This is a genomic window from Halobellus inordinatus (assembly GCF_024464655.1).
GTDB classification, from domain to species: Archaea; Halobacteriota; Halobacteria; order Halobacteriales; family Haloferacaceae; genus Haloquadratum; species Haloquadratum inordinatus.
This window is the reverse complement of record NZ_JANHAV010000001.1, coordinates 208,962-234,374: the sequence shown is the minus strand read 5'-3', so window position 1 is coordinate 234,374 and position 25,413 is coordinate 208,962. Positions and strand designations below refer to the sequence as shown.

Annotated in this window: 28 protein-coding genes; 19 read left to right on the top strand and 9 right to left on the bottom strand. The window is 67.3% G+C overall.

All coding sequences use genetic code 11. From position 1 onward, the window contains the following. Positions 1 to 29 precede the first annotated feature (29 nt). Complete coding sequence (locus tag NO347_RS01180) at positions 30 to 1,898, top strand: alpha-glucosidase (protein ID WP_256287891.1); 1,869 nt, start codon at positions 30 to 32, stop codon at positions 1,896 to 1,898. Positions 1,899 to 2,117: 219 nt separating this feature from the next. Beyond that, positions 2,118 to 2,930: an imidazole glycerol phosphate synthase subunit HisF gene (gene hisF / locus NO347_RS01175; RefSeq protein WP_256287890.1), complete on the top strand. Its 813-nt coding sequence runs from the start codon at positions 2,118 to 2,120 to the stop codon at positions 2,928 to 2,930. A 37-nt stretch (positions 2,931 to 2,967) separates the two neighbouring features. Here hisF and NO347_RS01170 read toward each other — a convergent pair whose 3' ends face one another. Together NO347_RS01170 and NO347_RS01165 are read right to left on the bottom strand one after the other, a co-directional pair. Further along, on the bottom strand, positions 2,968 to 3,252 hold the full coding sequence (locus tag NO347_RS01170) for a DNA-directed RNA polymerase subunit L (RefSeq protein WP_121568846.1): 285 nt from the start codon (positions 3,250 to 3,252) through the stop codon (positions 2,968 to 2,970). A gap of 26 nt (positions 3,253 to 3,278) precedes the next feature. Further along, positions 3,279 to 4,295: an MBL fold metallo-hydrolase gene (locus tag NO347_RS01165; protein ID WP_256287889.1), complete on the bottom strand. Its 1,017-nt coding sequence runs from the start codon at positions 4,293 to 4,295 to the stop codon at positions 3,279 to 3,281. A 119-nt stretch (positions 4,296 to 4,414) separates the two neighbouring features. On the opposite strand from NO347_RS01165, the gene NO347_RS01160 reads away from it, so the two are divergent. Next, complete coding sequence (locus tag NO347_RS01160) at positions 4,415 to 5,518, top strand: J domain-containing protein (protein ID WP_256287888.1); 1,104 nt, start codon at positions 4,415 to 4,417, stop codon at positions 5,516 to 5,518. 403 nt (positions 5,519 to 5,921) lie between these two features. Here the strand turns inward: NO347_RS01160 and NO347_RS01155 are convergent, their stop codons facing one another. The 3 genes from NO347_RS01155 to NO347_RS01145 all read right to left on the bottom strand — a co-directional run bounded on the left by NO347_RS01155 (position 5,922) and on the right by NO347_RS01145 (position 8,480). Next, entirely contained in the window at positions 5,922 to 6,551 is a 630-nt protein-coding gene (locus tag NO347_RS01155; protein WP_256287887.1) for a uracil-DNA glycosylase family protein, read from the bottom strand. Between the two features lie 48 nt (positions 6,552 to 6,599). Continuing rightward, positions 6,600 to 7,076, bottom strand: coding sequence for a DUF5793 family protein (locus NO347_RS01150; protein ID WP_121568850.1), 477 nt, complete (start codon positions 7,074 to 7,076; stop codon positions 6,600 to 6,602). A 495-nt stretch (positions 7,077 to 7,571) separates the two neighbouring features. After that, positions 7,572 to 8,480, bottom strand: coding sequence for a serine/threonine-protein kinase RIO2 (locus NO347_RS01145; RefSeq protein WP_121568851.1), 909 nt, complete (start codon positions 8,478 to 8,480; stop codon positions 7,572 to 7,574). A gap of 138 nt (positions 8,481 to 8,618) precedes the next feature. Here NO347_RS01145 and NO347_RS01140 point away from each other — a divergent pair, with 138 nt between their 5' ends. The 4 genes from NO347_RS01140 (at position 8,619) to NO347_RS01125 (ending at position 12,762) form a co-directional block, all read left to right on the top strand. After that, positions 8,619 to 9,446, top strand: coding sequence for a lipoate--protein ligase family protein (locus NO347_RS01140; protein ID WP_256287886.1), 828 nt, complete (start codon positions 8,619 to 8,621; stop codon positions 9,444 to 9,446). 78 nt (positions 9,447 to 9,524) lie between these two features. Further along, positions 9,525 to 10,355, top strand: a complete 831-nt coding sequence (locus NO347_RS01135) for a deoxyribonuclease IV (RefSeq protein ID WP_256288412.1) — start codon at positions 9,525 to 9,527, stop codon at positions 10,353 to 10,355. Positions 10,356 to 10,438: 83 nt separating this feature from the next. After that, a complete protein-coding gene (locus tag NO347_RS01130; RefSeq protein ID WP_256287885.1) occupies positions 10,439 to 11,914 on the top strand; it encodes an endonuclease/exonuclease/phosphatase family protein in 1,476 nt (491 codons plus the stop codon). A gap of 38 nt (positions 11,915 to 11,952) precedes the next feature. After that, complete coding sequence (locus tag NO347_RS01125) at positions 11,953 to 12,762, top strand: class I SAM-dependent methyltransferase (protein WP_256287884.1); 810 nt, start codon at positions 11,953 to 11,955, stop codon at positions 12,760 to 12,762. 45 nt (positions 12,763 to 12,807) lie between these two features. On the opposite strand, the gene NO347_RS01120 is transcribed toward NO347_RS01125, so the two are convergent. Further along, a complete protein-coding gene (locus tag NO347_RS01120; protein ID WP_256287883.1) occupies positions 12,808 to 13,452 on the bottom strand; it encodes a DUF7095 family protein in 645 nt (214 codons plus the stop codon). A gap of 370 nt (positions 13,453 to 13,822) precedes the next feature. Here NO347_RS01120 and ncsA point away from each other — a divergent pair, with 370 nt between their 5' ends. Continuing rightward, positions 13,823 to 14,788 (top strand): tRNA 2-thiolation protein NcsA, encoded by a 966-nt coding sequence (ncsA, locus tag NO347_RS01115; protein WP_256287882.1) that lies wholly within the window; start codon positions 13,823 to 13,825, stop codon positions 14,786 to 14,788. 147 nt (positions 14,789 to 14,935) lie between these two features. Here ncsA and ftsZ read toward each other — a convergent pair whose 3' ends face one another. The 3 genes from ftsZ to NO347_RS01100 all read right to left on the bottom strand — a co-directional run bounded on the left by ftsZ (position 14,936) and on the right by NO347_RS01100 (position 17,133). Then, complete coding sequence (gene ftsZ, locus NO347_RS01110) at positions 14,936 to 16,147, bottom strand: cell division protein FtsZ (RefSeq protein ID WP_256287881.1); 1,212 nt, start codon at positions 16,145 to 16,147, stop codon at positions 14,936 to 14,938. A 4-nt stretch (positions 16,148 to 16,151) separates the two neighbouring features. Next, the gene (locus NO347_RS01105) at positions 16,152 to 16,331 is read right to left on the bottom strand and encodes a ribbon-helix-helix domain-containing protein (RefSeq protein WP_121558722.1); all 180 of its coding nucleotides are present in this window, start codon (positions 16,329 to 16,331) and stop codon (positions 16,152 to 16,154) included. Between the two features lie 211 nt (positions 16,332 to 16,542). After that, positions 16,543 to 17,133, bottom strand: a complete 591-nt coding sequence (locus NO347_RS01100; protein WP_256287880.1) for a double zinc ribbon domain-containing protein — start codon at positions 17,131 to 17,133, stop codon at positions 16,543 to 16,545. Between the two features lie 141 nt (positions 17,134 to 17,274). On the opposite strand from NO347_RS01100, the gene NO347_RS01095 reads away from it, so the two are divergent. The 11 genes from NO347_RS01095 to NO347_RS01045 all read left to right on the top strand — a co-directional run bounded on the left by NO347_RS01095 (position 17,275) and on the right by NO347_RS01045 (position 25,355). Further along, positions 17,275 to 17,937, top strand: coding sequence for an HAD family hydrolase (locus tag NO347_RS01095; protein ID WP_256287879.1), 663 nt, complete (start codon positions 17,275 to 17,277; stop codon positions 17,935 to 17,937). Next, a complete protein-coding gene (gene cbiB / locus NO347_RS01090; protein WP_256287878.1) occupies positions 17,928 to 18,884 on the top strand; it encodes an adenosylcobinamide-phosphate synthase CbiB in 957 nt (318 codons plus the stop codon). Before NO347_RS01095 ends, cbiB begins: the two co-directional genes overlap by 10 nt. Further along, a complete protein-coding gene (gene cobS / locus NO347_RS01085; protein WP_256287877.1) occupies positions 18,875 to 19,639 on the top strand; it encodes an adenosylcobinamide-GDP ribazoletransferase in 765 nt (254 codons plus the stop codon). Before cbiB ends, cobS begins: the two co-directional genes overlap by 10 nt. Beyond that, positions 19,624 to 20,250 (top strand): NTP transferase domain-containing protein, encoded by a 627-nt coding sequence (locus NO347_RS01080; protein WP_256287876.1) that lies wholly within the window; start codon positions 19,624 to 19,626, stop codon positions 20,248 to 20,250. Before cobS ends, NO347_RS01080 begins: the two co-directional genes overlap by 16 nt. Next, positions 20,241 to 21,263, top strand: coding sequence for a nicotinate-nucleotide--dimethylbenzimidazole phosphoribosyltransferase (locus tag NO347_RS01075; RefSeq protein ID WP_256287875.1), 1,023 nt, complete (start codon positions 20,241 to 20,243; stop codon positions 21,261 to 21,263). The genes NO347_RS01080 and NO347_RS01075 overlap by 10 nt, the downstream gene beginning before the upstream one ends. After that, positions 21,253 to 22,308, top strand: a complete 1,056-nt coding sequence (locus tag NO347_RS01070) for an aminotransferase class I/II-fold pyridoxal phosphate-dependent enzyme (RefSeq protein WP_256287874.1) — start codon at positions 21,253 to 21,255, stop codon at positions 22,306 to 22,308. Before NO347_RS01075 ends, NO347_RS01070 begins: the two co-directional genes overlap by 11 nt. A 41-nt stretch (positions 22,309 to 22,349) precedes the next feature. Further along, complete coding sequence (locus NO347_RS01065) at positions 22,350 to 23,117, top strand: adenosylcobinamide amidohydrolase (protein WP_256288411.1); 768 nt, start codon at positions 22,350 to 22,352, stop codon at positions 23,115 to 23,117. Positions 23,118 to 23,198: 81 nt separating this feature from the next. Continuing rightward, a complete protein-coding gene (locus NO347_RS01060; protein WP_256288410.1) occupies positions 23,199 to 24,503 on the top strand; it encodes a cobyrinic acid a,c-diamide synthase CobB in 1,305 nt (434 codons plus the stop codon). A gap of 82 nt (positions 24,504 to 24,585) precedes the next feature. Continuing rightward, a complete protein-coding gene (locus NO347_RS01055) occupies positions 24,586 to 24,858 on the top strand; it encodes an eL43 family ribosomal protein (protein ID WP_121568868.1) in 273 nt (90 codons plus the stop codon). A 41-nt stretch (positions 24,859 to 24,899) separates the two neighbouring features. Next, positions 24,900 to 25,034 carry a DNA-directed RNA polymerase subunit P gene (locus NO347_RS01050; protein ID WP_089764242.1) on the top strand — a complete coding sequence of 45 codons (135 nt, stop codon included), beginning with the start codon at positions 24,900 to 24,902 and terminating at the stop codon, positions 25,032 to 25,034. 12 nt (positions 25,035 to 25,046) lie between these two features. Continuing rightward, positions 25,047 to 25,355 carry a KEOPS complex subunit Pcc1 gene (locus NO347_RS01045; protein WP_256287873.1) on the top strand — a complete coding sequence of 103 codons (309 nt, stop codon included), beginning with the start codon at positions 25,047 to 25,049 and terminating at the stop codon, positions 25,353 to 25,355. Positions 25,356 to 25,413 lie beyond the last annotated feature (58 nt).

Sequence of the window (25,413 nt, the reverse complement as noted above, 5' to 3'; positions counted from 1 at the left end):
TATAACTTATCGGGGCGTCTCGCGGGCGTATGGACCGCGAACAGCCCGACGAGTCGACGTCGAGATCATCGGGAACAGTGGATGGCACGCACGGCTCCGAGTCCGGTTCAGAAGAGAGTAAAAAACGAGACGAAACGGAGACGCTACCGAACGGAGAGGTTCGACGGTGGTGGAAGGAAGCAGTCGTCTATCAGATCTACCCACGGTCGTTCAACGACACGGACGGCGACGGGATCGGTGACATCCCGGGCATTATCTCGAAGGTCGAGTACCTCGACGACCTCGGCGTCGACGTCGTCTGGCTCAATCCGGTCTACGAGTCGCCGAACGCGGACAACGGCTACGACGTCTCGGATTACCGCGCGGTTATGGACGAGTTCGGAACGATGGCCGACTGGGAAGCACTCCTCGCAGAACTCCACAGTCGCGACATCAGGCTCGTGATGGATCTCGTCGCGAATCACACCTCAGACGAGCACGAGTGGTTCCAGCGCTCACGGCGATCCAAAGACAGCGAGTACCGCGAGTGGTACTTCTGGCGCGAGGGACACGACGCCGAGGCGGTGTCGTGGAGTGCCAGCGATGGGCCACCCGATGAAGCCCCGCCGAACGACTGGCAGTCGTTCTTCGGCGGCCCCGCGTGGACCTACGAGGAGGCGACCGGCGAGTGGTATCTCCACCTGTTCGACGAGAAGCAACCCGACCTCAACTGGGAGGCGGAAGCAGTTCGCGAGGCAGTGTTCGAGACGATGGAGTGGTGGCTCGAGAAGGGGATCGACGGGTTCCGGATGGACGTCATCAATCTCGTCTCGAAGCCGCCGGGACTGCCCTCCACGGATCCCGAACGCGGCATCGACACGGTCGATCGAGTCACACAAGGGCCACGCGTCCACGAGTACCTCCAGGAGATGCGCGAGAAGGTGCTCTCGCCGGACCTTCTCACCGTCGGCGAGATGACTGGCTGGCAGATGCCAATGGAGCACGCGCGTCAGTACGTCGGCCAGGGGCCTGACCGCGACGGGCTCTCGATGCTGTTTCACTTCGATCATATGCGTCTCGGACGTGGGGAGCAGCTCTGGGAGACGCGCGAGTGGAGCCTCACCGATTTGAAGGCCGTATTCGATCGGTGGCAGTCCGGGCTCGCAGACGAGGGATGGAACGCGCTGTACTTCAGCAATCACGACCAGCCGCGGACGGTCTCGCGGTTCGGCGACGACGGCGAGTTCCGGCGAGAATCGGCGACGCTGCTCGCGACGCTGCTTCACACGCTCCGGGGGACTCCCTACATCTACCAGGGCCAAGAGCTCGGGATGACGAACGTCCCGTTCGAGTCGCTATCGGAGTTTCGTGACGTCGAGACTCGCAATCCGGTCCGACGAGCGATAGAACGCGGTGAAATCGAGTCTTTCGAGGCGGTTGCAGACGAGATCCGGGCGAACAGCCGAGACAACGCACGGACGCCGATGCAGTGGTCCGACGACGCCTACGCCGGATTCACCGATGCCGACGCCGAGCCGTGGATCAAGGTGAACCCGAACTACGAGGAGATCAACGTCGCCGCACAGCGCGAGGATCCGCAGTCGGTCTGGCACTACTACCGGCGACTGATCGAACTCAGAGACGAACACGACGTGATGACGTACGGCGACTACGACCCGTTCTTGCAGGATCACGAGTCCGTCTGGGCGTACACTCGGACGCTCGGCGACGTCACGTGGTTCGTCGTGCTCAACGTCTCCGGGACAGCGACGACCGTCGAAGCGCCGATAGAGGTCACAAAAGACGCAGATACGGGCGTACTGATCGCAAACTACCCCGAGGAGGCGCGTGCGCACGAGGAGCTACCCGGCGGAACGTTGGAGTTGCGTCCGTGGGAAGCCCGCGTCTACGACCTATAGCTGTGGGGGTGGGGCGAACAGGCGACACGGGAGCGTCGCGGCGCGGTGTGTCGCACATCCGCGTGTCGCGCCGCGGCCGGGGTCAAGTCACGGCGAGGCTGGCCCTGGCATCGTATATAAAATCGGGGGCGCGTTCGCCGCCGTTTCACGACCGCGACGTCCGGACCCGCCCGTAGCCGAAACCATCAAGCGGGTGATCCGCGAACCATCCCGTAACGAATGCTCACGAAGCGGATCATCCCCTGCATCGACGTCGACCTCGACGACGACGGGAACCCGGCGGTCTACACCGGCGTCAACTTCGAGGACCTGAAGTACACGGGCGACCCCGTCGAGATGGCCAAGCGATACAACGAGGCAGGCGCCGACGAGTTCGTCTTCCTCGACATCACCGCCTCGGCGAAGGGCCGCGAGACGATGCTCGACACCGTCTCGCAGGTCGCCGACGAGGTGTTCATCCCGCTCACGGTCGGCGGCGGGATCCGCACCCGCGAGGACATCAAAGAGACGCTCCGTGCGGGCGCGGACAAAGTCTCGATCAACACGGCGGCGCTGGAGAACCCTGATCTGATCGACGAGGGCGCGCGGGCCTTCGGTTCGCAGTGCATCGTCATCTCCGTCGACGCGAAGCGGCGCTTCGACGAGAGCGGCGAGCACTACGTCGAGATCGACGGCGAGTCCTGCTGGTTCGAGTGCACGGTGAAAGGCGGTCGCGAAGGCACCGGCGTCGACGTCGTCGAGTGGGCCAGCGAGGCCGAATCCCGCGGTGCGGGCGAGTTGTTCGTCAACTCCATCGACGCCGACGGGACGAAAGACGGCTACGACATCCCGCTGACGAAGGCCGTCTGTGATACCGTCTCGACGCCCGTGATCGCCTCCTCGGGCTGTGGCAGCCCCGAGGATATGTACGAAGTGTTCACCGAGGCGGACGCCGACGCCGGCCTCGCGGCGTCGATCTTCCACTTCGACGAGTACAGCATCCAGGACGTCAAAGAGTATCTCGACGAGCGCGACGTCCCGGTTCGGCTGTAGTCCGACGTCGCCCGCGCGGGCGGTCCGTCGAGTTCGATTACTGGGCGGCTTCGAACGCCGCAGAGAAGTCTTCGACCGTCGTCTGCACGTTGCGAGAGGCGTCGCCGAGCGCGTCGAGCGGATCGACGCCGGCCTCTGTCTTGATCGAGAGGATCGGTTCGGTCTGTCCGCCCGACTGCTCGGGGTTCACGTCGTAGGTCGCGGCGGCGACGCCCTCGGTCTCCAAGAGCGCGCCCTTGATCACGTTCATAAACGTGTGATCCTCGCCCGCGACCTCGATGCGGAGTTCCTCGTCCGTCTTGTCGATGACCCGCAGTTCCATACCCGCTCTTTTCCCACGGCGGCGTTTCAGTATTTCGTATTCGGGAACAGGGCCGGGACGTCGGGATCCGTCTCGACCAACCGGTATTCGGAGCCGTCGCGTTCGACGACGCCGGCGTGTTCGAGGTGATCGAGATGGGCGAACGCCTCGCCCGGACCGTGGAGGATGTGGATGTCTTCGAGTTCGCCGAACAGGTGCGCGCTGACCGTCCAGGCATCCGCCGGCCCGTGCTCTCGAAGTGTCTCGACGACCCGACTCGTCCGTTCGAGGTGGTGCTCGCGAATGACGCGCGCGCGTCCGGACGGGTCTTCGATCGGTTCGCGGTGGCCCGGCCACGCGTAATCGAAGTCGCGGGCGATGAGTCGATCCAGACTGTCGATGTAGTGTTCGAGTGGGCGGTCCAATCGGAGGTCCGCGCCGCCGACGTTCGGCGTGTACTGGGGGAGGATCGCGTCGCCGACGAACGCCTCCGAACGTGGCTCTGAGACCGGATCCGGGCCGTCGTCCGCGTCTCGATCGAACGTGAACGCGATCTGTCCTGCGGCGTGTCCGGGGAGGTGGAACACGGTCAGTTCCCCGTCACCGGCGGCGACCTGGTCACCGTCCGTGAGCGGTTCGATGTCGGCTGGATCGCCCGCCACATCCTCGAAGGCCGACTGGACCGCGACGAGTTCCTCGCGCTTGCCTTTCGGGATTCCCCACTGCGTGAATCGTTCCTCGCGGAGCGCCCGCAGTTCGGCGAGCGCGTCGTCGTCGCCCGCGATCAGCGGGAGATCGGCTTCGTGAGCGAAGACTGTCGCACCGGACTCCGCTTGCAGTTCGCCCGCGAGGCCGGTGTGATCGGAGTGCCAGTGCGTGAGGAGAATCCGGTCGAGATCGGAGACCGACACGTCTGCAGCCGAGAGCCCGTCGAGGAGATCCGCGCGGACGTTCGCAGTCGACGCACCGACGTCGACCAGCGTGGTTACGTCTCCGTCGAGCAGATAGGCGTTGTTCTCTCCCTCGAAGACGGTGTTGCCGAGCGAGATTCGGGTGACGTCCATACCCTCAGGCACCGTGCGGACGACAATGAGGGTTACCATACCACGGGTGCGACGGCGGCCGTCGGCTCCGACGCGTCGGTACATTCAATTCGATCGGTGTCAAACGGCGCGATCAGGGGATGGAGGACTTCTACGATCTGCTGGAGGTGTCCGAAGACGCCTCGACCGACGAGATCGATCGCGCGTGGCGACAGAAAGTTCGGACGTACCACCCGGACGTCAACGACGACACGCGGGCGAACGCGCAGTTCAAGACGCTCAAGACGGCCCACGAGGTGCTCTCAGACGAGACCAAACGAGCGGCCTACGACCGGATGGGACACGCGAAGTACGTCCGAAAACGGCTCGACGGCCTCCCGACGAAGATGGGGCCCGGGTCGGCTGGCGGGCAGCGGAGCGGCGGCGCGACCGGCACGTCGGAGAACACAGCCAGCACTGACAGGACCGCACAGTCCGACACGCAGCGTTCGTCGTCCACGAGTACGAGTCGGAGCACGAGTGGGTCGAGCCGATTCGGCCGGAAGCGGCGGGCAAACCGTGACAGCGGGCCGGAGACTGGCAATCGCACGACCCGAACGTCGACAGCCAGCGGGAGTCGATCGACTGCGTCGCGATCGCAGTCGGCGACGTCCCGATCGACCGGTGGAAGGCAGTCGTCGGCGACGACCGGGCGCAGTGGCTCTCGTACCACGAGCAGTGCCAGCGAGTCGGCGGGGGCGACCGCGGACGCGACGACGTCGGCAGGGGGTGCGTCGCGGAGTTTCGGAAGCCCGTTGCTGTACGGGTGGTTCGGCGTGTTGTGTGCCGCAGTGCTCTACCTCGTGGGACTGTGGCAGTACGTCGATGCGAACGTGGCGGCGGTCGCGAACTTCCGCTCGGCAGTCACCGCGGACCCGATCGGGGCGCTGACCACGGCCCAGACACTTACCGCGCCGGGGACGTTCGTGCTCAGCACGGCGACAGTCGACGTGCCCCTCACGCTGCTCCTCCCGGTAGGCGTCGGCGCGCTGGCGCTCGTGCTTACGGCGGTCGTGCTCTCGTTCGGACACGGGACGGCGTATCTCTATCTGCTCGGGAGTCTCGCACCGCTGGCCGGTCTCGGCGTCGGCCCCGTCGTCACCGTTCCGGACGGTGCCGTGCTCGCCTTATTGGTCGTCCTTCCAATCGGCGCGAGCGTCGTCTTTCTCGCCGACGTCGGCCGAGTGCTGTTTGTCGGACAATAGCGCCGCTGGCAGGGGGTTCTGTGCTGGAAAGGAAGCGGGGCCGCATCGGGCGGACCCCTGACTGACCAAGCCACTGCGAAGAGCACCAGTCTCGCAGGTCCTTACGTGACGCGCCCGGTATCGACCACGCGCGTCGAGAGACTGTTGAACGCTTGCATTCAAAAATCACCCGGATGGTGCCAATATCCACCGCCCGACCACAGATGAGCAGACATACATATGGAAATATTCGAATTTGGTTCTGGAAAGATTAAATATGTATCCTCGCGTGAGTCATCGCCGTATGATTCGAGACTATCCGGATAAATTATTGAAAATTCTAACAGGCAGGGGATCCGGGTCTCACTAACGAGAGCAGCGTCGTCTTGGATTCGAGACGGCTGTGTCGAGGTCGGCGCCGACGTCAGCGGACCAGATACGGGTCGTTGCCCGCACTGAATCGACCGAGATCGGCCTCCCGACGGAAATCCGTCGAACGGAGCGTATCGAGCGCTTCGACGAGTCGGTCGTGATGGGTGTCGTCCCACTCGGCGGGGTCTTTGATCGGGAGCACGAGGAAGCCGCTGCCGCGCAGTTCAGTCCCGTGGAGGGCCTCCATCTCGATGTCTGTCTTCCACGCCTGCGCGGTGTACGTTTCGAGGACGTGTGCGGTCGCGCGCGCGCCGACCGGGAGGAGGACGTGCGCCGCGATCGCGCGCAGCTCGGCGTCGAAGAAGCGTTCTAGATCGTCGTACGACGACGGTGTCGGTTCCCCGTCGTCGGGCGCACACATATGCAGGTACGAAAAGTACGTCTTCGTCGGCCCCGGTTCGGCGCCCGTCGCGGTCAGCAGTCCGGCATCGGCCAGCGCGGCCTGCAGTCGGCGGCCCGCGTCGTTGGTGAACGGAACGCCGGTATCGAGACCGCCGTGGACGCCGGGGTGGTCGCCGACGACGTGGAAATCTGCGTTGGCGTCGCCGTACCCAGGGACGAAGCGCTCACAGGGGGGTCGCATATCGAAGGGGTTGCTCGTTCTGTCGGTGACGTTCTCCACGATGGATCAGATAGCGGCGAGTCCGTTAAAATGGAACCGATTCGGCGTCTAGAGTTCGACGCCGGACGGGATCAGACTGTGAGACCTGAGGAGATTCCCGTCGGCGTCGTAGACGAGGAACGTCTGTTTCTCGTAGACGACGACGTTCTCGCCGTCGATGCTCACCTCGACTCGATATCGCCCGTCCTCGGAGTCGGCCGTGTCGCGGCCGTACTCGCGAGCGGCGCGGATGAACGTGAGAACGTCGTCCGCCGACTCGTTGAGTTCGAGGACGAAGTCGCCCGTAATCCGATTTGTCACGCTGACGACGCCAGCGGCACCTGGCTCGTCGAGCGGATCTTGCAGCCGAAACGCAACGTCCGTTTCGCTGGCGTCGAGATACGTACCGTCCGGATCGGAGAGCCGTCGCTCTAGCACGTCTTTCGGCCCGTGAAACGCGATGCGGACCAGCGGCTTCTTGGGGTCACCACCGTTCTCGACCCAGTCGATGTTTTCCACGTCCAACTCGAAGTAGTCCCGCCTCATTCCCTACATTCCGGTTAGTCGTCATCGTGTATGAACGTAACGCCCGCGTCAGACGTGGCGCCTATGTCGGACGGCGATCGACCGGAAAGACGAAACCTCGGGACCGAGCGTGCTGGACGTTTTGAATGTACTCTCGTTTCGCTAGTATGGCGTCGAGGTCGGTGGCAGTAGCTCGAGGCGCAGTCGTCGTATGATCATCCGGCGTCGAGGTCACATCACAGTCCATATAGGAGCATTTGCCACTGATTGCGCATCCGATCGCACGACAGCGTACGAGCCGATGAGTGAGGACTTGCAAATGCTACGATAGCGACTGGCCGGAAACGCTGCCGCCTACCGATGCCGACGCTGCACTGGGAATACGAAAGGCACGGAGAGGCGCAAGGCGCGCGAAACCGCTTGGTTCGATTTTGTATCGCAGTATCTCATTTATCGATGCGAACGTGGAAAGGCCGGTTCAGCGACCAAAGCAGACCAGATCAAGAGGAAGGGTAGTTATACCGTGTAATCTCGGACCGTTTGGAAGTCGTCGGCAGCGACGGCGTCCCCGAGTGCGTCGGCGTCGAGGTCGGGAACGTGGCCGGGATACTTGCGGTTGAAATACGAGAGGAGGTTGTCGATGTCGCGGTCGAGGAGTTCCCGGGCGTTCTCGTGATCCGTCGGCACGGCCTGCGGCCAGTCGAAGATCGTAACGCCCGATTCGCTGACGGCGACGTTGTACTCGCTCATATCTGCGTGGACGTATCCGGTCTCGTACGCGGCGGCGACCTCCCGGAGAATCAGGTCCAAGACGCCGACGACCTGGTCGTCCGCGAGTTTGGCGCGGTCGAGTTCGACGCCCTCCAGTTTCGCCATCACGATGGCGTGACGGTTCTGGTCGATCGGACGTGGGACCGAAACCTCAGGAAAGAGCGTCTCCAGCGCCTCGTACTCGCGCTCTGAAGCTTTTCGAGCCGTGTAGAGCCACGACACGTGTTGGTTATCTGATGTGTAGTCGCGCTCGCGCATCACCTCGCGGAAGTTGGTGTAGCCCTCCCGGTGGAACTTCAGCGCCATCGGTTTGTACGACTGCACTTCGAGGACGTCGCTCTCCTTGCCGACCCCGAGGGGTGCGCCGACGCCTTCGACGGTGCCGCGCTTGGAGAACGTCCGTAGCGCGAGGGCGTCGTACCCTTCGGCAGTGAGCGTGTAGCCCTCGTATTGGATCGTCTTCCGCTCGATCAGCCCGCGGCTCGCACATCTATCCAGACGATACTCGACTTCCTCGGGCGTGAGGTTCGAGAGATCGGGGAGTTTCTCGCGGTTCACCCACTCCGAAAAGCGCATCCCCTGCTCGACGCCGGAGAGAAGATAGAAGTCCTCGGGTTCGAGTTCGGCCATCACGCCGGCGACGTTCCGCACCATACCGAACGGAGGGTAGCGACGCGTAAAAGACTCGCGAGTCTGTATAGCGGCGGATATACGAGATATTGCTATACAAAATCCGCTTTTCGGCTGTTCTCTGACGAAACCGCTTTCAGCGACCGGGCGTAGCCTCCGGGTATGACCGAGGACACGGCCGGGGCGCTCGCCGACCGGGAGTGGCGGTTCATCCGCGAGGAGGCGCGCGACGGGCCGATGCAAATGGCGCTCGACGAGGTGGCCGCAGAGACGGCCGCCGACGGCGGGCCGCGAACGGTCAGGGTCTACCGGTGGGACCCGAGCACCCTCTCGCTCGGCTACGGCCAGGACCCCGACACCGTCGACTGGGAGCACTGCGCCGACGAAGGCATCTCAGTCACCCGCCGGCAGACCGGGGGCGGAGGTATCTACCACGACCTCGACGGCGACGTCTCGTACTCGATCGTCGCGCCGAAGGCCGAACTCCCGGGCGACCTGATGGACGCCTATCACTTGCTCTGTGAACCGATCCTCGACGCGTTCGACCGTCTCGGCGTCGACGCCGACTACGTCTCCGACCCGATGCCCGAGATCTGGTCGCCCGCGTGTTACCTCCGCGAACTGCACCCCGCCCACGACATCGTCGCCGACGGGCGGAAGATCAGCGGCAACGCGCAGTACCGCCGCCGCGACGCCGTCGTCCAGCACGGTTCGCTCACGTACTCGGCCCGCGCCGCCGACCATCTCGACGTCTTCGACGGCCACGACGTCGACCCCGGGCGGTTCCGAGAGCGCGTCGTCGGCGTCGACGAACTGGCCGACGTCTCGCGGCCCGAAACGGTCGCCGCCGTCGAAGCGGCGCTCACGACGTGGACCGACGCCACGGAGGGCGAGTGGACCGATGCAGAGCTCGAACGCGCGCGGGAGCGCGCGGACGAGAAGTACGCGAACGACGAGTGGGTCCGCCGGCGGCCGGACGACCGCTCTTGAACGGTCGGCACTATGGAAGAACCGACGGCCGCGATGCGACCCGAAGTCGCTTTACTCCCGGCCGACCAGCGATCGAGTATGCGAGTTGGCGCACACGAGTCGATCGCCGGCGGCGTCGCGAACGCCGTGGATCGACAGCTCGACGACGGTGGTAACTGCGGACAGATCTTCACGCACTCCCCCCAGGTCTGGCAGGATCCGAACATCGACGACGACGACGCCGCGGCGTTCCGCGAATCGTCGGTCGAGAACGACGTCGGCCCCTGGGTCATCCACTCGTCGTATCTCGTCAACCTCTGTACGCCCAAAGACGACCTCCGCGCGAAATCGATCGACTCGATGCAGCAGGAGGTCGACACCGCCGCGAAACTCGACATTCCCTACGTGAACGTCCACCTGGGCGCACACACCGGCGCTGGCGAACAGCAGGGCCTCGACAACGCCGTCTCGGCGCTCGACGAACTCGACATTCCTGACGGCGTCACTGTCCTCGTCGAGTCCGACGCTGGATCGGGGACGAAGATGGGCGACGAGTTCGAACACCTCGGTTACGTCCTCGACGAGAGCACACAGGACCTCGAAATCTGTCTCGACACCGCCCACGCCTTCGCCGCGGGCTACGATCTCTCGACCTCCGGCGGGGTCGACGAGACGCTCGGAGAACTGGACGCCGAGGTCGGCATCGAGAACCTCGCGTGCGTCCACCTGAACGACTCGAAGCACGAGTGTGGGACGAACAAAGACGAGCACGCCCACATCGGCGAGGGCCTGATCGGTGAGGACGGAATGTCCGCGTTCGTCAACCACGACGCGATTCGCGACGTCCCGCTCGTCTTAGAGACACCAAACGAGGGCGGGAAGGGCTTCGCCTGGAACATCGAGCGGGTCCGCGACCTTCGAGCGGAGTAGCCGCCGGCATCGCCAGCGGCCGGAACCGCTCGGGTTCGCTGAACGAACGTTCTTCAAGCGATACGCCCAACGTTCGACTATCCGTGGACGACACCGACCGCTCTGCAGCCGCGACCGACGCGCCGTGGACTCGCCGAGGGATACTCCGCGTCGGGGGCGGGTCGTTGGCTGCCACGACGCTTCTGGCGAGTGGTGCAGCCGAACGAAGCCTCGCGACCGCCAGCCCTGACACCGAATCCGGAGCTACCGGCGCGAGAGCGGTAGCCAGCGACGGTGATCTCTCCGTCTCCATCGCGACGCAGAATCTCGGCCTCGGCGCGGACTTTCTGTCGATCGCGCGCGACAACGACGAGGCGACCGTCCCCGAGCGCGTCGGGGCGCTCTACACAGACGTGCGAAAGAGCAGGCCCCGCGAACGGATGGTGGCCATCGCCCAGGAACTCACACAGCGGCGACCGGCGATCGTCGGCGTACAGGAGGCGGCGATCGTCCGCCGGGGCCCCCGGACGGGCAACGACCCCGAATCGCCCGACGCCGACGGTATCGTCTTCGACTTCCTCGACGCGCTCCGCGCGGCGTTGCGCGCTCGCGAGACGCCGTACCGCCCGGTCGCAGTCGCGACGAACGCCGATCTCGAATTTCCGGGCCGCGTCGACGGCGAGGCGATCGACGTTCGGCTGACCGACCGAGACGCGATTCTCGTTCGCGAAGACGCCGACGTGACCGTCCAGGACACGTCGACAGCGACGTTCGACGCATCGCTCACGCTCCCGCTCAGCGCCGAGCGGTCCGTCGAGATCGAACGCGGGTACGCCCGGGCCGACCTGCGCGTCGCGGGCGAACCGCTCTCGGTCCTGAACACGCACCTCGAATCGGCGCTCGAAAGCGTCCGGACCGCACAGGCCACCGAGTTCGCGTCCGCGGTCGATGCCGGATCCACGCCGCTCGTCGCCCTCGGCGACTTCAACGACGGTCCAGACGGCGAGCGCGACGCGTACGAGATCCTGACGGAGACGCTCTCGGATGTCGCAGTCGAAGGAACGAGCGCCACCGGCGAGACGGCAGCCAACGGAAGCACGGCAGCGACACCGGAAGCGCGGATCAGCGGGACGTGCTGTCGGCCGTCGTCGCTGCGGCCGCCGGACGAGGACGGACTGACGCGGCGGATCGATCACGTGTTCGTCGACGGCATCCGCGCGAGTCACGTGCGTCGGTTCGGGGTAGAGGCCGTCGACGTCGACGGTGCGACGAGACGATGGCCGTCGGATCACGCCGGCGTGCTCGCGGCACTGACGACGGCACCGGCGGAGACGCCGACCGCGACGGAAGACGCGACGGCGACTGTCGAGGGGACAGTCGCGAACGGATCGGCCACGTCTGAATCGGCGCCGACATCGCCGCAGACCGTCGAACCGACCGCGAAGTCGGCGGAGGCCGGGGGCGACACGCGCTCGAGCACGTCGGCCGAGAATCCCGGGTTCGGCGTCGTCGCCGCTCTCTCGGCGCTCGTCGGTGGGGCGGCCGGAGCGGCGCTGCTCGACCGGCGGCGCGAGGCGTGACCGACTCGCTTTTTAGCGCGCCACCGGAACGGACGCCCGTGCGGAAGTTCTCGCCGGAGTACCTGCGTCGGACGCGCGAGGGGATGTGGGAGCAGTCCCGCGAGGCGTTAGAACCGCTCTCGCTCGCGGACCGTGAACGGATCCTCGACGCGGGCAGCGGCACGGGCGAACTCGCCCGCGTTCTCGACGAGGAGTCGCCGGGGCGCGTCGTCTGTCTCGACGCCGACCCCGACCTCCTGGCGGTAGCGCGCGAACAGACCGGCCTCGACGTCGTCGCCGGCGATGCGACACGGCCACCGTTCCGACCAGACTCCTTCGACATAGTCGTCTGCCAGGCGCTGTTAGTCAACCTCCCCGATCCGGTCACCGCGCTTCGGGCCTTCGCCGACTGCTCGACCGAACTGGTCGCCGCCGTCGAACCCGACAACGCCGACGTCGGCGTCGACTCCACCGTCGCTGCGGAGGTCGAACTGGAACGGAGCGTCCGCGAGGCGTACATCGAGGGCGTCGAGACTGACGTCGCGATGGGCGACCGGCTGGTCTCGCTGTTTCGCGACGCCGGGCTCGAAGCGGTGCAGACGCGACGCTACTACCACCGGAAACTGATCGAACCCCCGTACGACGGGACGGAACTCACAGCGGCCGCGCGGAAAGCCAGCGGCGCGGCCCTGACAGAACACGAGGCGGAACTACGACGGACGCTCTCGGCCACGGAGTACGACAGGCTCAGACGCGAGTGGCGCGAGATGGGGCGCGAGGTCGTCGAGGCGATGCGCGAAGAGCGGTATCGGCGCGCCGAAGTGGTCCCGTTCGACGTCGTCGTCGGGCGCGTGAGCGAGAGCGTATGAACGTGGGCGAAGGCGGCTGAATCCGAATCGACACGAGAGCCGGCGTCAGACGACGTCGCCGCGGACGGTCCGACCCGTCTGCGACGCGCGGTAGTCCTTCACAGCGTCGGCGGCCTCGCCGGCCGTCCCCTCGTCGAGACCGAGCATCGACAGCGACTCTTCGAGCGTCGGGAAGACCAACTCGCCGCCGCGGAGCTTTTCGAGCGCCGACTCCGAGCGCTGGTCCTCGGCGTACAGACAGACGCCGCGCGGGTCGAGAATCTGCTCGTAGGCGTCGCGGGCGAGTGCGCCCTTCAACCGCTGCTGGACGTTGTCCTCGAAGGAGGCGTTACACACTTCCAGGTGGATCGGCTCGTCGCCGGGCACGAGCTGCGCCGCGAGACACTTTTCGGGGGCAGCGTGGCCGCTGGCGTTCGTGCGGAGGAGCTCCGGGTTCGCTTCGGCCCACTCCGCGGAGACGCTCCGGCCGACGCCTTTCACGCCGTGGGTGGCCTCGAACTCCGCGGCGGCGTCGGCGTCGCCCCGGAGGATGAGATCTTTCGTCAGGTAGATATCCAGGCGTTCGACGGGGTCGAGTCCGAGCGCGACGTCGCCGTAGACCCACACCTCGCGCACGGGGACCGGCATCGACTCGGACTCGACCGCGTCGAGGACGGCTTCGACCCGGTCTAACGCACTCGCGCGTTCCATACCGCGCTATCGGGAGTCGGGGGCCGAATGTGTTTCGACGGCCGGCGGGTGAGAGGTGTCGTCCGCGCCGCTGTCAGAGCCAGTACCCTTTCGGCCGCCCAAGGACGTCAGACGAGTGACATATATCCACTCGGCACTGCGGTTTCGGAGGAATTTTGAGTGGGGTGTGCTTACGTCACAGTGGCACCTCTGGGGTGTCGATCGACCGGTCATCGCGACGGTGACCACTCGGGGCAACGCAACCCTGGGGTGCCTTCCCCCATCCCCCCTCTCCCTCGATCACGCGTTCCCCATTCTGTTGACGTCGTTTCTCGCTACTCGAACGGTCGAGACGAAACCCGTATCCTCCCGCATCGCCAACGCCGCATCGATGGAGTGCGACAAGTGCGGCCGCGACGCCGTGATGCACGCTGGCTACTCCGGCGCACACCTGTGTGAGGAGCACTTCTGCGCGTCGGTGGAGAAACGCGTCCGTCGGCGGATCCGTCAGGACGGACTCGTGCCACGGGACGCCTCGCCAGAGGACCCCGAGCGCTGGGTCGTCGGCCTCTCTGGCGGCAAAGACAGCGTCGTGCTCACCCAGATCCTCGACGAGACGTTCGGCCAGGATCCACGCATCGAGATTCTCGCGTTGACGATCCACGAAGGGATCGAGGGCTACCGCGACGAGAGCGTCGACGCCTGCGTCGAACTCTCCGACGACCTCGACATCCAGCACGAACTCGTCTCCTACGACGAGGAGTTCGGAATCCGGATGGACGAAGTCGTCGAGGACGACCCCGAGGGAATGGCCGCCTGTGCGTACTGCGGCGTGTTCCGTCGGGACCTGCTCGAAACGTACGCCGAGGAGTTCGACGCCGACATTATGCTGACGGGCCACAACCTCGACGACGAGGCCCAGACGGCGCTGATGAACATCCTCGAAGGCGACGTCGAACAGATGGCGAAACACTTCGACGCCAGCCTCGGCCCCTTCGACGAGCGGACCGAGTCCGAACACTTCGTGCCGCGCGCGAAACCGCTGCGCGACGTGCCGGAGAAGGAGGTCGCGCTGTATGCGCACCTGCGAGACCTCCCGGCGCACATCACCGAGTGTCCGCACGCCTCCGAGGCGTTCCGCGGCGAGATCCAGGAACTGTTGCTGAAACTGGAGGACGGCCACCCCGGGACGAGACACTCGATCATCTCGGGCTACGAGGAGTTGGCGTCGATGGCCGCCGATCGCTACCGTGGGGAGTCGACGCCGGAGATGCGCGAATGCGAACGCTGTGGCTCGCAGACGACGCGGGACGTCTGCCGGAAATGTCGGCTGTTGGAGTCGCTTGAGGCCGTCTGAACCGGACGGTCTGTGTGCGGATTACGGCTGAAAAAGCGGATATGGCCGAGCCGAAACGACCGGACGGTTGGAGACAACGGGCCGCGTACGCCGATAGCCGGCGCATCCCGGCCGGACTGGAATCGGCCGGGAAGTTGACGTCTGCGCTTAGCGGATGACGTCGAGTCCGTTCTGCTGTTCGCGCTGTTCTCGCCCCCCGTCTGACTGCCAGGAGCCGCCCGTGGCAGTCGATCCGGTGTTGGCGCCGGATCCGTTCTGCGCGAGTTCGACGTTGTCGCTTGCGTCGAATTCCGAAGATTCGAGACTCTGACGGGACCGATCGGCCTGCTTCTGGGTCGACGGTCCGAGCACCTGCGCGGACTGGACGCCCGTCATAATGGCCATCACGCGGACTTTGCCCTTGTACTCGTCGCGGATGCGTGCGCCCCAGATGACGTTCGCCCGCGCTTCGAGCCGCTCTGTGATGTTGTTCGCGATGCCCTCGGCCTCCTTCAGCGTGAGGTCGGGGCCGCCCGTGATGTGGACGAGTCCGCCCGAGGCGCCGCGGTAGTCGACGTCCAAGAGCGGGTGGTTCATCGCGTCGTTGACGACCTCCTGGGTCTTGTTCTTGTCCTGGGTCTGTCCGACGAGCATCACCGCGACGCCACCCTGATCCATAATCGTGGACATATCAGCGTAGTCCAGATTGATCAGCGAGGGCTGGGTGATGGTCTCGGAGATGCCCTTGACCGTCTCGGCGATGATCTGGTCCATCACCGAGAACGCCTTGCCGATCGGGAGGTTCGGGACGTAGTCGAGCAGCCGGTTGTTGTCGAGGACGATGATCGAGTCGGCTTCGTTACGAAGCTTTTCGAGCCCCTCCTCGGCTTTGACTGTCCGCGCGCGCTCGACGTTGAACGGCGTCGAGACCATCCCGACGACGATCGCGCCCTGTTCTTTGGCGATCTTCGAGACGACCGGCGCGGCACCGGTGCCGGTGCCACCACCCATCCCCGCGGTGACGAAGACGAGGTCGGCCTCGCCGAGGACTTCCTTGATCGTCCCCTGGGCCATCTCAGTCGCGCGCTCGCCCATCGAGGGGTCGCCGCCGGCGCCGAGTCCCTGCGTCAGCGACTTGCCGACGAGGATCTTCGTGTCCGCCTCGATCATCTTGAGGTGCTGTTTGTCGGTGTTGATCGCCACCGTGTCAGCACCGTCGACGCCGATGTTGTAGAGGCGATTGACCGTGTTGTTGCCGGCGCCGCCGCAACCGACGATGACGATTCGGGGGCTCCCGAACTCGTCACCATCCGGAGCCTCGGTGGTTGCGTCGCGCTCTTCCTCGTCGCGCTCCATAGCCTCTCTGACAATATCTTGCATCGTCTTACACCTTGGCCCACGTGTGTTTGGTTGGCGAGTCGCGGCTCTCGGCCTGTTGTTCGTTGATCATCTCACGCACAGCCGAGCGGATCGCCTCCGACCGGTTCGGGAACTCCCCGGTCTCGACCATCTGTTCGACCTCCTCGATCTGCTGCTTCGGAATTCGTAGTGTCACACGCTCCATTGTTGCATTCCCCCGGTAAGACGGCGCGCACAGTCCGTGCGAACGTCTTACACCACCGAAATCGGCAGACAGCGGATCTCTCCCCCGCCCCCGACGGTTCTGTAAGACGACCGTCTTACGCAGAGATTACCACAGAGCGATACATTATAAAAGTAACGCCGGCCGTAAGACAAATACGTGAAATCCGCGTATACGCTAGTTTCAGTGCCGTTTACGTCCGTTCGAGGACGTCGGCTGCCGACGTCCGGCGTCCACAGCTCGGGCAGAACGCCCAGTCGGATCTGAGTTCGTCGCCGCACTCACAGAAGACCCGATGAGATGCCTTCTCCCCGCAGTTAGGGCAGTATACGTGCTCACCGTCGACGGTTTCACCGCACTTGTCACACGTCTTCTCGCGGGCGTCCGCACCGACGTCGGCGTCGCCGGATGCAGCGTGTGTCTTACGCTCTGTATCTCTCGTGTTCTGGGGCGCAGCGGAGCCGTTTTCGACCGTTTCAGACGACGCCGCGCCGTCGACGGTGACGTTGACGTTGAGGTCTCTCGCTCCACGCGGTTCTCGTCCGACGAGTTCGTCGAGTCGCTCGGCGACGAGTTCGTCGACGCGTTCGCGGATGACGTCGTCGACGGTGTCGGACGCCGAGTGGTCGTCCGCTCCGGTGTCGGTCGCGTCGGCGTCGGTGTCACGGTCCGCCCCCTCGAGGTAGGTGCGCAGCGCATCGCGCATCGCCTCGCTCTTCGAGGCGTCGAGCGCCTCTAAGCGCTCGACGAGATCGTCGTCGGCGCGGAACGTGATTTTACTCATCGGTTTAACATATGCAACCGACTATTTGAATCTTCCTTCGTGTCTGACGGCTGTCGGTCGACGTTCCCGGGGCGGCCCAAGATCGAGGGCGATCTCCGGACCTCCGGCAAATTCAAGTCGACTTTCACCGACCCAATTGTAGTGGCAGTTACGTTCGATCTCTTCGGTACGCTCGTCGCGGTCAACCGTCCCGAGGATCCCGCCGCCGCCGTGGCGGCAGAGCTTCGCGACCGCGGGGTCGCCGTCCCCGACGACTGGCGAGCGGCCTACGCCGAACCCCACGTCGACGCCCCCGAGGGGGCCGAGGTCCCTCTCCCCGCGCACGTCGCCGCCGCGCTCCGCGCCCGCAACGTGGAGGCCCCGGCCAACGCCGCCCGGCGCGCTGTCGTCGCCGCCTTCGACCCCGAGGTCAAAACGCGTGCTGGGGCTGTCGATGCCGTGGCCGCGGCCACCGAACGCGAGGCCGTCGGCTTGCTCTCGAACTGTTCGGTCCCCGAGCTCGTAACGCGAACGCTCGTCCGCTCGGAACTCGACCGCGCCTCCTTCGATGCCATCGTCACGAGCGTCGGGTGCGGGTGGCGCAAACCACACCCGAAGGCGTTCGAGACGGTCGCGGGCGAACTCGGCGTCGAAGCCGGAGGGTTGGTCCACGTCGGCGACGACCCCGCGACAGACGGCGGCGTCGAGGCTGTCGGGGGGACGTTCCGGGACGTCAACGACACCGGCCTCGACGCTCTTGCGACGGAACTGCGGCGCGAGGGGTCGCTCGGAGACGGTTCACGAGGAGGCGAGGAATGCCGGTGACCGCGACGGTCGCGGTCGGCCTCGCGGTCGGCCTCGACGCCGCGTTCGGCGAACCCCCGGCGCGGCTCCATCCGGTCGCGCTCCTGGGTCGCGTCGTCGCACGAATCGAGCGAGAGATCGAAGCGCGAGAGACCTGGCTGGGGATGCGCCCGCGACTCGCTGGCGGCCTCGTCGCGGTCGTGCTCCCGATTGGGTTCGCCGGCGCCGCGGTCGCGACCGTCGCGGGCGGGACGAGCGTCCACCCGTGGCTCGGGGCGGCGCTGGCCGGTGGGGTGCTCTTCTCGACCACGAGCCTGCGACTCCTGCTCGGGAGCGCTCGGACAGTGGTTCGCGAAAGCGACACCGACCTCGGCGCCGCTCGCAACGACCTCCGCGCGCTCGCGGGGCGCGACGCTTCGGCGCTCGACGCGCCACACGTGCGCTCGGCGGCCGTCGAGAGCCTCGCGGAGAACCTCGCGGACGGCCTCGTCGCACCCTTGCTGGCGTTCGCGACCGTCGCCGGCGTCGCGAGCGCGCTCGGCCTGCCGTCGTCGGTGTCGCTTGCAGCCGGCGCGGCCGCCTGGGTCAAAGCCGTCAACACGCTGGACTCGATGCTCGGCTACCGCTCGAAGCCGATGGGCTGGGCGCCCGCCCGCCTCGACGACGCCGTGATGTGGGCTCCGGCGCGGCTCTCGGCGCTCCTGCTCGCGGTCGTCGCCGGCGCGCCGGCGCTCCCGTTCCGGCGTCGCGTTCGGGCGTTCGCCCGGAAGCCGTCGTCGCCGAACTCCGGCTGGCCGATGGCGACGATGGCGGCGCTGCTGCCCGCGCGGTTGCACAAGCCGGATACGTACGACCTCGACAGCGACGCGCCGCTTCCTGACGTCGCGACAGCGACGAGAGCGATCCGCGTGACTCGGCGCGCGGGCGTGCTCGCATTCGTCCTCGCGGGGGTGGTCGCGTGGTTCTGACCGCGCTGCGCGGGGCGCTCCGCTTTCTCACGCGACTCCCCGTCGGCGGCGGCGACGCAGCCTGGGAGGCGTTCCGACGCACGCCCGTCTCGATCACGCTCGCCGGCTACGTCGTCGGCGCGCTGGCCGCACTACCGCTCGTGGTGCCGATCCCGGTCCCGGGCGCCGCCGCACTGTATCTCGTGACGCTCGTGCTCCTCACGGGCGTCACGCACGCCGACGGCCTGGCCGACCTGGGCGATGCGGCGGCCGTCCACGGCGGCGTCGACGCCGCACGCCGGCGCGAAGTGCTCAAAGACTCACAGACGGGCGTCGGCGGCGCGCTCGCGGTGTCGCTGGCGCTCGTGACGCTCGCCCTCGGCGCGCTCGGTCTCGCCGGGACGCTCTCGTTCGTCGGGTTCACGCTCGCGCTCGCGGCCGAAGTGGGGGCGAAGACCGGCATCGCGTTGCTCGTCTGCACGCAGAAGGCGGCCCACGAGGGGCTCGGATCAGCGCTGACCGAGGCCGCGACTCCGACTGATCTGCTTCCCGTCGTCGTCGCCGTCCTTCCGCTGTTCGCGCTCGCGTCCGCCGTCGGGACCGGCTACGCGGGGCCGTTCGCCGCACTCGTTGCACCGGTCGCTGTCGCCTGGCTTGTAGGGCGCTGGGCCGCGGGTACGTTCGGCGGGATCAGCGGCGACGTCCTCGGCGCAGCGAACGAACTCGGCCGCGTCGCCGGCGTTCACGCGGGGGTGATCGTATGGACGCTCTGGTGATGTGCGGCGGCCGCGGAACGCGGCTTCGGAGCGGGGACGACGAGCGCGCGCTCGATGTCGAGAAGCCGCTGGTCGAAGTCGGTGGGGCGTCGATGCTCTCGCGAGTCGTCGCCGCCCTCCGTGAGAGTCGGATCGGACGGACGGGAACCATCCACGCCGTCGTCTCGCCGCACGCACCCGAAACCGCGGCCCGAGCGCGGGACCTGTCGCTCTCGATCGTCGAGACAGCGGGCGACGGTTACGTCTCCGACCTCTCTACAGCCCTCGACGCGGTCGGTCGCCCCGTGCTCACCGTTCCCGCCGACCTCCCGCTGCTCGCGGCCGAGCACGTCGACGACGCGGTGGCACGAGCGCGTGGCGACGTTGGGTCGGAGTCCGGGAACGACGACGCCGTGACCTCGCTCACCGTCTGCGTTCCCGCCGCGCTGAAGCGTCGCCTCGGTGCGTCCGTCGATACGGCGTTCGAGCACGACGAGCGAGACGTCGCCCCGACGGGACTGAACGTCGTTGCCGGCGACGACGACACCGTGGCGTTGACGTACGACGCCCGCCTCGCGGTCAACGTGAACCGACCCGCAGACCGAGACCTCGCGGAGGCGCTATGCGAGTAATCCTCGTCGCAGGGACGACCCGCACGGCCGAAGTCGACGGGATCAGCGCCGCCGGCGCGTCCCGAGAGTTGCTCGTGCACACACCGAGCGCCGACGCCGAGATCCTGACGTACGGTGATACGGTCCGGGCGCCCGTGACGCCGGTGAGTCCGACGGGCTGTCCGACGCCCGCAGTGGTGACGCGGGCCGTCCGGGAACTCCTCGACTTCGAGGTGACCGTCGTCGACGGCGGCCTGGCGCGGCCGACAGGCGCGCCGACGGTCACCGTGGGCGCACGCCCCGGTAGCGACATTCGCGAGGCGGACCCCGTCCCGACTGCTCCGGGCGCGTTCGCGGCCGCGCGGGAGTACGGCCGCGCGCTCCCGGACGAACGAATCGTCGTCGGCGAGACGATCCCCGGCGGGACGACGACGGCGATGGCGGTCCTCCGCGCGCTCGGCGAGGAGACGATTCCGGTGACGTCGTCGTCACTGCCGGAGAACCCGCTCGACCTGAAAGAGCGCGTCGTCGCGGACGCGTTCGAGGGGTCCGACGTCGCGCCGGGAGACGGCGCACACACCCCCGAGTCCGTCCTCAGATACGTCGGCGATCCGGTACTGGCCGTCGCCGCCGGGCTGACTGCGGGGGCGCTCGAATCCGGGACCGACGTCGTCCTCGGCGGCGGCACGCAGTTGCTCGCGGTCGCCGCGCTCGTCCGCCACGCCGGCGTCGCAGAGCGGGCGACGCTCGCGACGACGCCGTATCTCGCCGACGATGTACCGGGGCTCGACAACGCCGCGGCAGGGCTCGACCTCGATCTCGTCGTCTCCGACCCCGGCTTCGACGCCGCCGAGGCGGGGGCGCTGAACGCCTACGCCGACGGCGTCGGAAAGGAGGGCGCGGCGATGGGCGGGGCACTCAGACTCGCCGACGAGGCCGGCCGATTGAGCGACGTGACGGACGCGACCCACGCCGTGCTCGACCGACTCGAAGGGGCGGATCAAACAGCCGCAGAGGGCAGAAGTGGACCCTGACAGCGTCGACACCGTCTCGCGCGTTCCCCACGGCGGGAGCGACGACGCGGGCCTCGTCGATTTCAGCGCGAACACGAACCCGGTCCGCCCCGAGGGCGTCGCATCCGTCTACGAGTCTGCGCTCGCGGACGCGACGCGTTACGCCGACGACTTCGCCGACTTCCGCGCGGCGGCCGCCGACTACGTCGACTGCGATCCTGCCTCTGTGGTCCCGACTGCAGGCGGGCTCGCGGCGCTCCGTCTCGCCTTCGGCGTCACCGTCTCGCCCGACGACCGCGTGCTCGTTCCCGAACCGAGCTTCGGCGAATACGCCCGCGAAATCCGGTTGCAGGGGGGCGACCCCGTCGGCGTCGCCCACGACGAGGTGCTCGACGCGGACCCGAGCGACTACGACGCGGCAGTCGTCTGCACGCCGAACAATCCGACGGGCGAACTCGCCGGTTCCGACGCGCTCCGGGCGTTCCTGGCCGACTGCCGGGCCGCAGAGACGCCGCTCGTCGTCGACGAGGCGTTTCTCGACTTCACCGACGCGCCGAGCATCGCGGGCGAACCGGGCTCGATCGTCGCTCGCTCGCTGACGAAGATGTTCGGCCTCCCCGGCATCCGCGCGGGCTTCGCCGTCGCGACCGGCGACCTCGGCGAGCGACTTCGAACGGCCCGCCCGGCGTGGGGGCTCTCGACGCCCGCCGCCGCGGTCGGAACGTACTGCCTCCGCCAAGATACGTTCGTCCGTCGCACGCGGGAGCGCGTCGCGGCCGAGCGCGTCCGGATGCGCGACGCGCTCGAACCGACGTTCGACGTCGCGCCCTCCGACGCACCCTTCCTCCTGCTCGACGTCGGCGAGGGGCACGGCGGGATCGGTGCCGAAACCGATAGCGACGCCCCCAACTCCGACTCCGTCGACGCCGTCCTCGAACGCGCTCGTGCCGGGGGCGTGGCGCTCCGAGACGCGCGGACCTTCGAGCGACTGGATTCGCATATTCGCGTTGCCGTCCGCCGCCCGCACGAGAACGACCGACTGCTCGACGCCCTGTTAGATCGATGACGCGCGAGTCCGACCCCTCGGACGCGTCCCACTCGTCGCCACTGTTCGCGACGACCGTCCGCGACGAGGTCTGCCGTCTCTACCGACCCGACACGCGGTGGCTCTCGACGGGATACGACGGCGGCGAGTCGCGGGCGGACGCTGCGTATCTTCTCTCGGTTCCCGAGGGCTGGGACGACGTGGACGTGACCGACTACGTGCGGCGGCGTCGCCGACGAGCAGGCTTCGAGGAGGCAGGTCCCGCGTTGCTTACGGGCGTCTCGATGCGGCACGCACACCGGGCGCACCTCGGTCCCGTCGAAGCCGTCGTCACCGCCGGCGTGAACAATCCGGCGGCGCTGCCGATGCCGGACGAGGCTGGACCAGAGCGACGCGGCGGCTCCCGGGGCAACGAGCGCAGACACGCCGGCACCGTCAACGTCGTCGTCGGGACGACCCGCGCACTCGCGCCGGGGGGGCTCGCGAACCTCGTCGCCGTCGCCGCCGAGGCGAAGGCGACGACGCTACTCGCAGAGACCGGGTTCCCCGGGACGACGTCCGACGCCGTCCTCGTCGCCTGCGACCCCGGGGGCGAGACGGCGCAATTTTCCGGGAGCGCGACCGCCGTGGGGTCGGCTGCACGGGCCTGCGTGCGCGACGCGTTGTGTGCCGCGCTCGGCTCCCGATACACCGACGAGGAGCCGCCGGAATCGGTCGCGGAAGCCGAGTACGGTGTCGTGACCGACGAGTCGGCGCGAGTAGAGCGTGTCGCCGGCGGCGAGTCCTTGTCGACAGGAGAGCGCGAAACGACCGACGCGTCCGGCGAGTAGCCGGGCGACTCCGCACGGAACCCTTTAACCGGTAGCGTCGTCGACACTCTCTCGATGACGACCGACGCGGTGCCCTCCGACCTGCCTGGTGTCGTCCTCGCCGGGACGGCCTCCGGCGTGGGCAAGACCGTCGCGACGCTGGCCGTCTGTCGCGCGCTCGAACGCGCCGGGCGGACGCCGGTCGCCGCCAAAGCCGGCCCGGACTTCATCGACCCGAGTCACCACGCCGCCGTCCTCGATCGGCCGTCGCGGACGCTCGATCCCTGGATGGCGGGCGAGTCAGGGATCCAACGCGCCTACGCCCGCGGGGCCGACGAGGGCGACGTCTGCGTCGTCGAGGGGATGATGGGCCTCTACGACGGCGACGTGAGCACCGCCGCTGTGGCCGAGGCGCTGGATCTGCCCATCGTCCTCGTCGTCGACGCCACCGCGGGGATGGAGAGCGTCGCCGCCACGGCCCTCGGCTTCCAGCAGTACGCCGAGCGCGCGGGTTACGACGTCGACGTCGTCGGCCTCCTGGCGGCGCGCGCCCACGGCGGGCGACACGAACAGGGGATTCGCGACGCCGTCGAGGGACTGCGATACGTCGGGCGAACGCCGCCGCTGGACGGTCTCGAAATCCCGGATCGCCACCTCGGGCTCCATTTCGGCGACGAATCGCCCGTCGCCGACGACGCGATCGACGGCGCGGCGCGACAGATCCGAACCGGCACGCTCCTCGATCTGGTTCGCCGGCCTCGTCTCGACACCGCTCCCTCGCTCCGCGCCGCCGACGAGACCGGCATCCGGATCGCAGTCGCCGCCGACGACGCCTTCCGCTTCGTCTATCCGAGCACGCGTGATCGCTTCGCCGCCCGCGCGTCGACCGAGCCGTTCTCGCCCGTTGCGGGCGACCCCGTCCCCGAGTGCGACGCCGTCTACCTCCCCGGTGGCTACCCGGAGCGCCACGCCGCCGCGCTCGCGGAGTCGGAGACGCTCGACGAACTCGGGTCGCTCGCGGCGGACGGCCTCCCCATATTCGGGGAGTGCGGCGGGATGATGGTCCTCGGCGAGTCGCTGCAGACCGACGACGGCGACGACCACGAGATGGCCGGCGTCCTCCCCGTCGAGACGCGGATGACGGATCGCCCGGTCGCGCTCGATCACGTCGGCGTCCGCGCCCGCGAGGACTGTCTCGTCGCGCCGGCGGGCGGTACGCGTCGCGGCCACGAGTTCCACTACTCGTCGGCGACGGCCGCGCCGGACGCTCGATACGCCTTCGAGATGGTCCGCGGCGCGGGCGTCGACGGGGCCAACGACGGCCTCTGTGAGTACCGCACGCTCGGGACCTACGCGCACTTTCACGTGGGATCGGGCGCGTTCGACTACTTGCTCGAAGCAGTGTAACGGTGCACGCCGGACTCGGTGGTGTCCTACCGAGATCCATCTCGTAGGGTTTATCCCGACGCCGGAGGTACAACGCGGTACTATGGCCGACAACAAGGCGCGCACGACCGGCAGCGCCGGTCGCTTCGGCGCGCGGTACGGGCGCGTTGCCCGCCGACGCGTGAAAGAGATCGAAGAGGAGATGCGGAACGCGACGGTCGACGAAGATAGCGTCACCCGTCTCGAACCCGGCATCTGGCAGAACGACGAAACGGGCGAGGTCTTCACCGGCGGGAGCTACCGCCCGCAGACCCCCGGCGGCAAGCAGGTCCGTCGCTCCATCCGCGCCGCACTCTCCGGCGACGGCGAAGAGTAAGCGCGAAAGATCCAACACCCACTATCCCCACTACCTGAACGATGAGCTACAAGTGTTCCCGGTGTAAGCGCGACGTCGAACTGGACGAGTACGGCGGCGTCCGCTGTCCGTACTGCGGCCACCGCGTGCTGCTGAAAGAGCGCGCACCGGACGTCAAGGAAGTCCCAGTCGAGTAATCCCCTTCTTCGATGGCGAGCCGAGGGACCCCCGCCGACGGGGTCGCACACGAAGCCGCGATCGACTTCGAGTACGACGACGAGCGACGCGCTCGGCTCGTCACCGAGAGCGTCCGCGTCGAAGTCGACGAGATCGCGGACGATCGGTCCCGCGCCGACGTGACTCGTGAGGGCCGTACCGTCCACGTCGACGTCGCGGCCGCCGACCTCGTGGCGCTGCGCGCCGGAATAAATACGTGGATACGGCTGGTTCGCGTCGCCGAAGACGTCGAACGCGCGGGTGCGGAGCGACCGGGCACGGCCGGACGGCAAGCGGAGTGAGCGGCGGCGACGGCGACTGCTCCGAAGCGTCGCGAGCGTAGGCCGAGCGGAGAATACG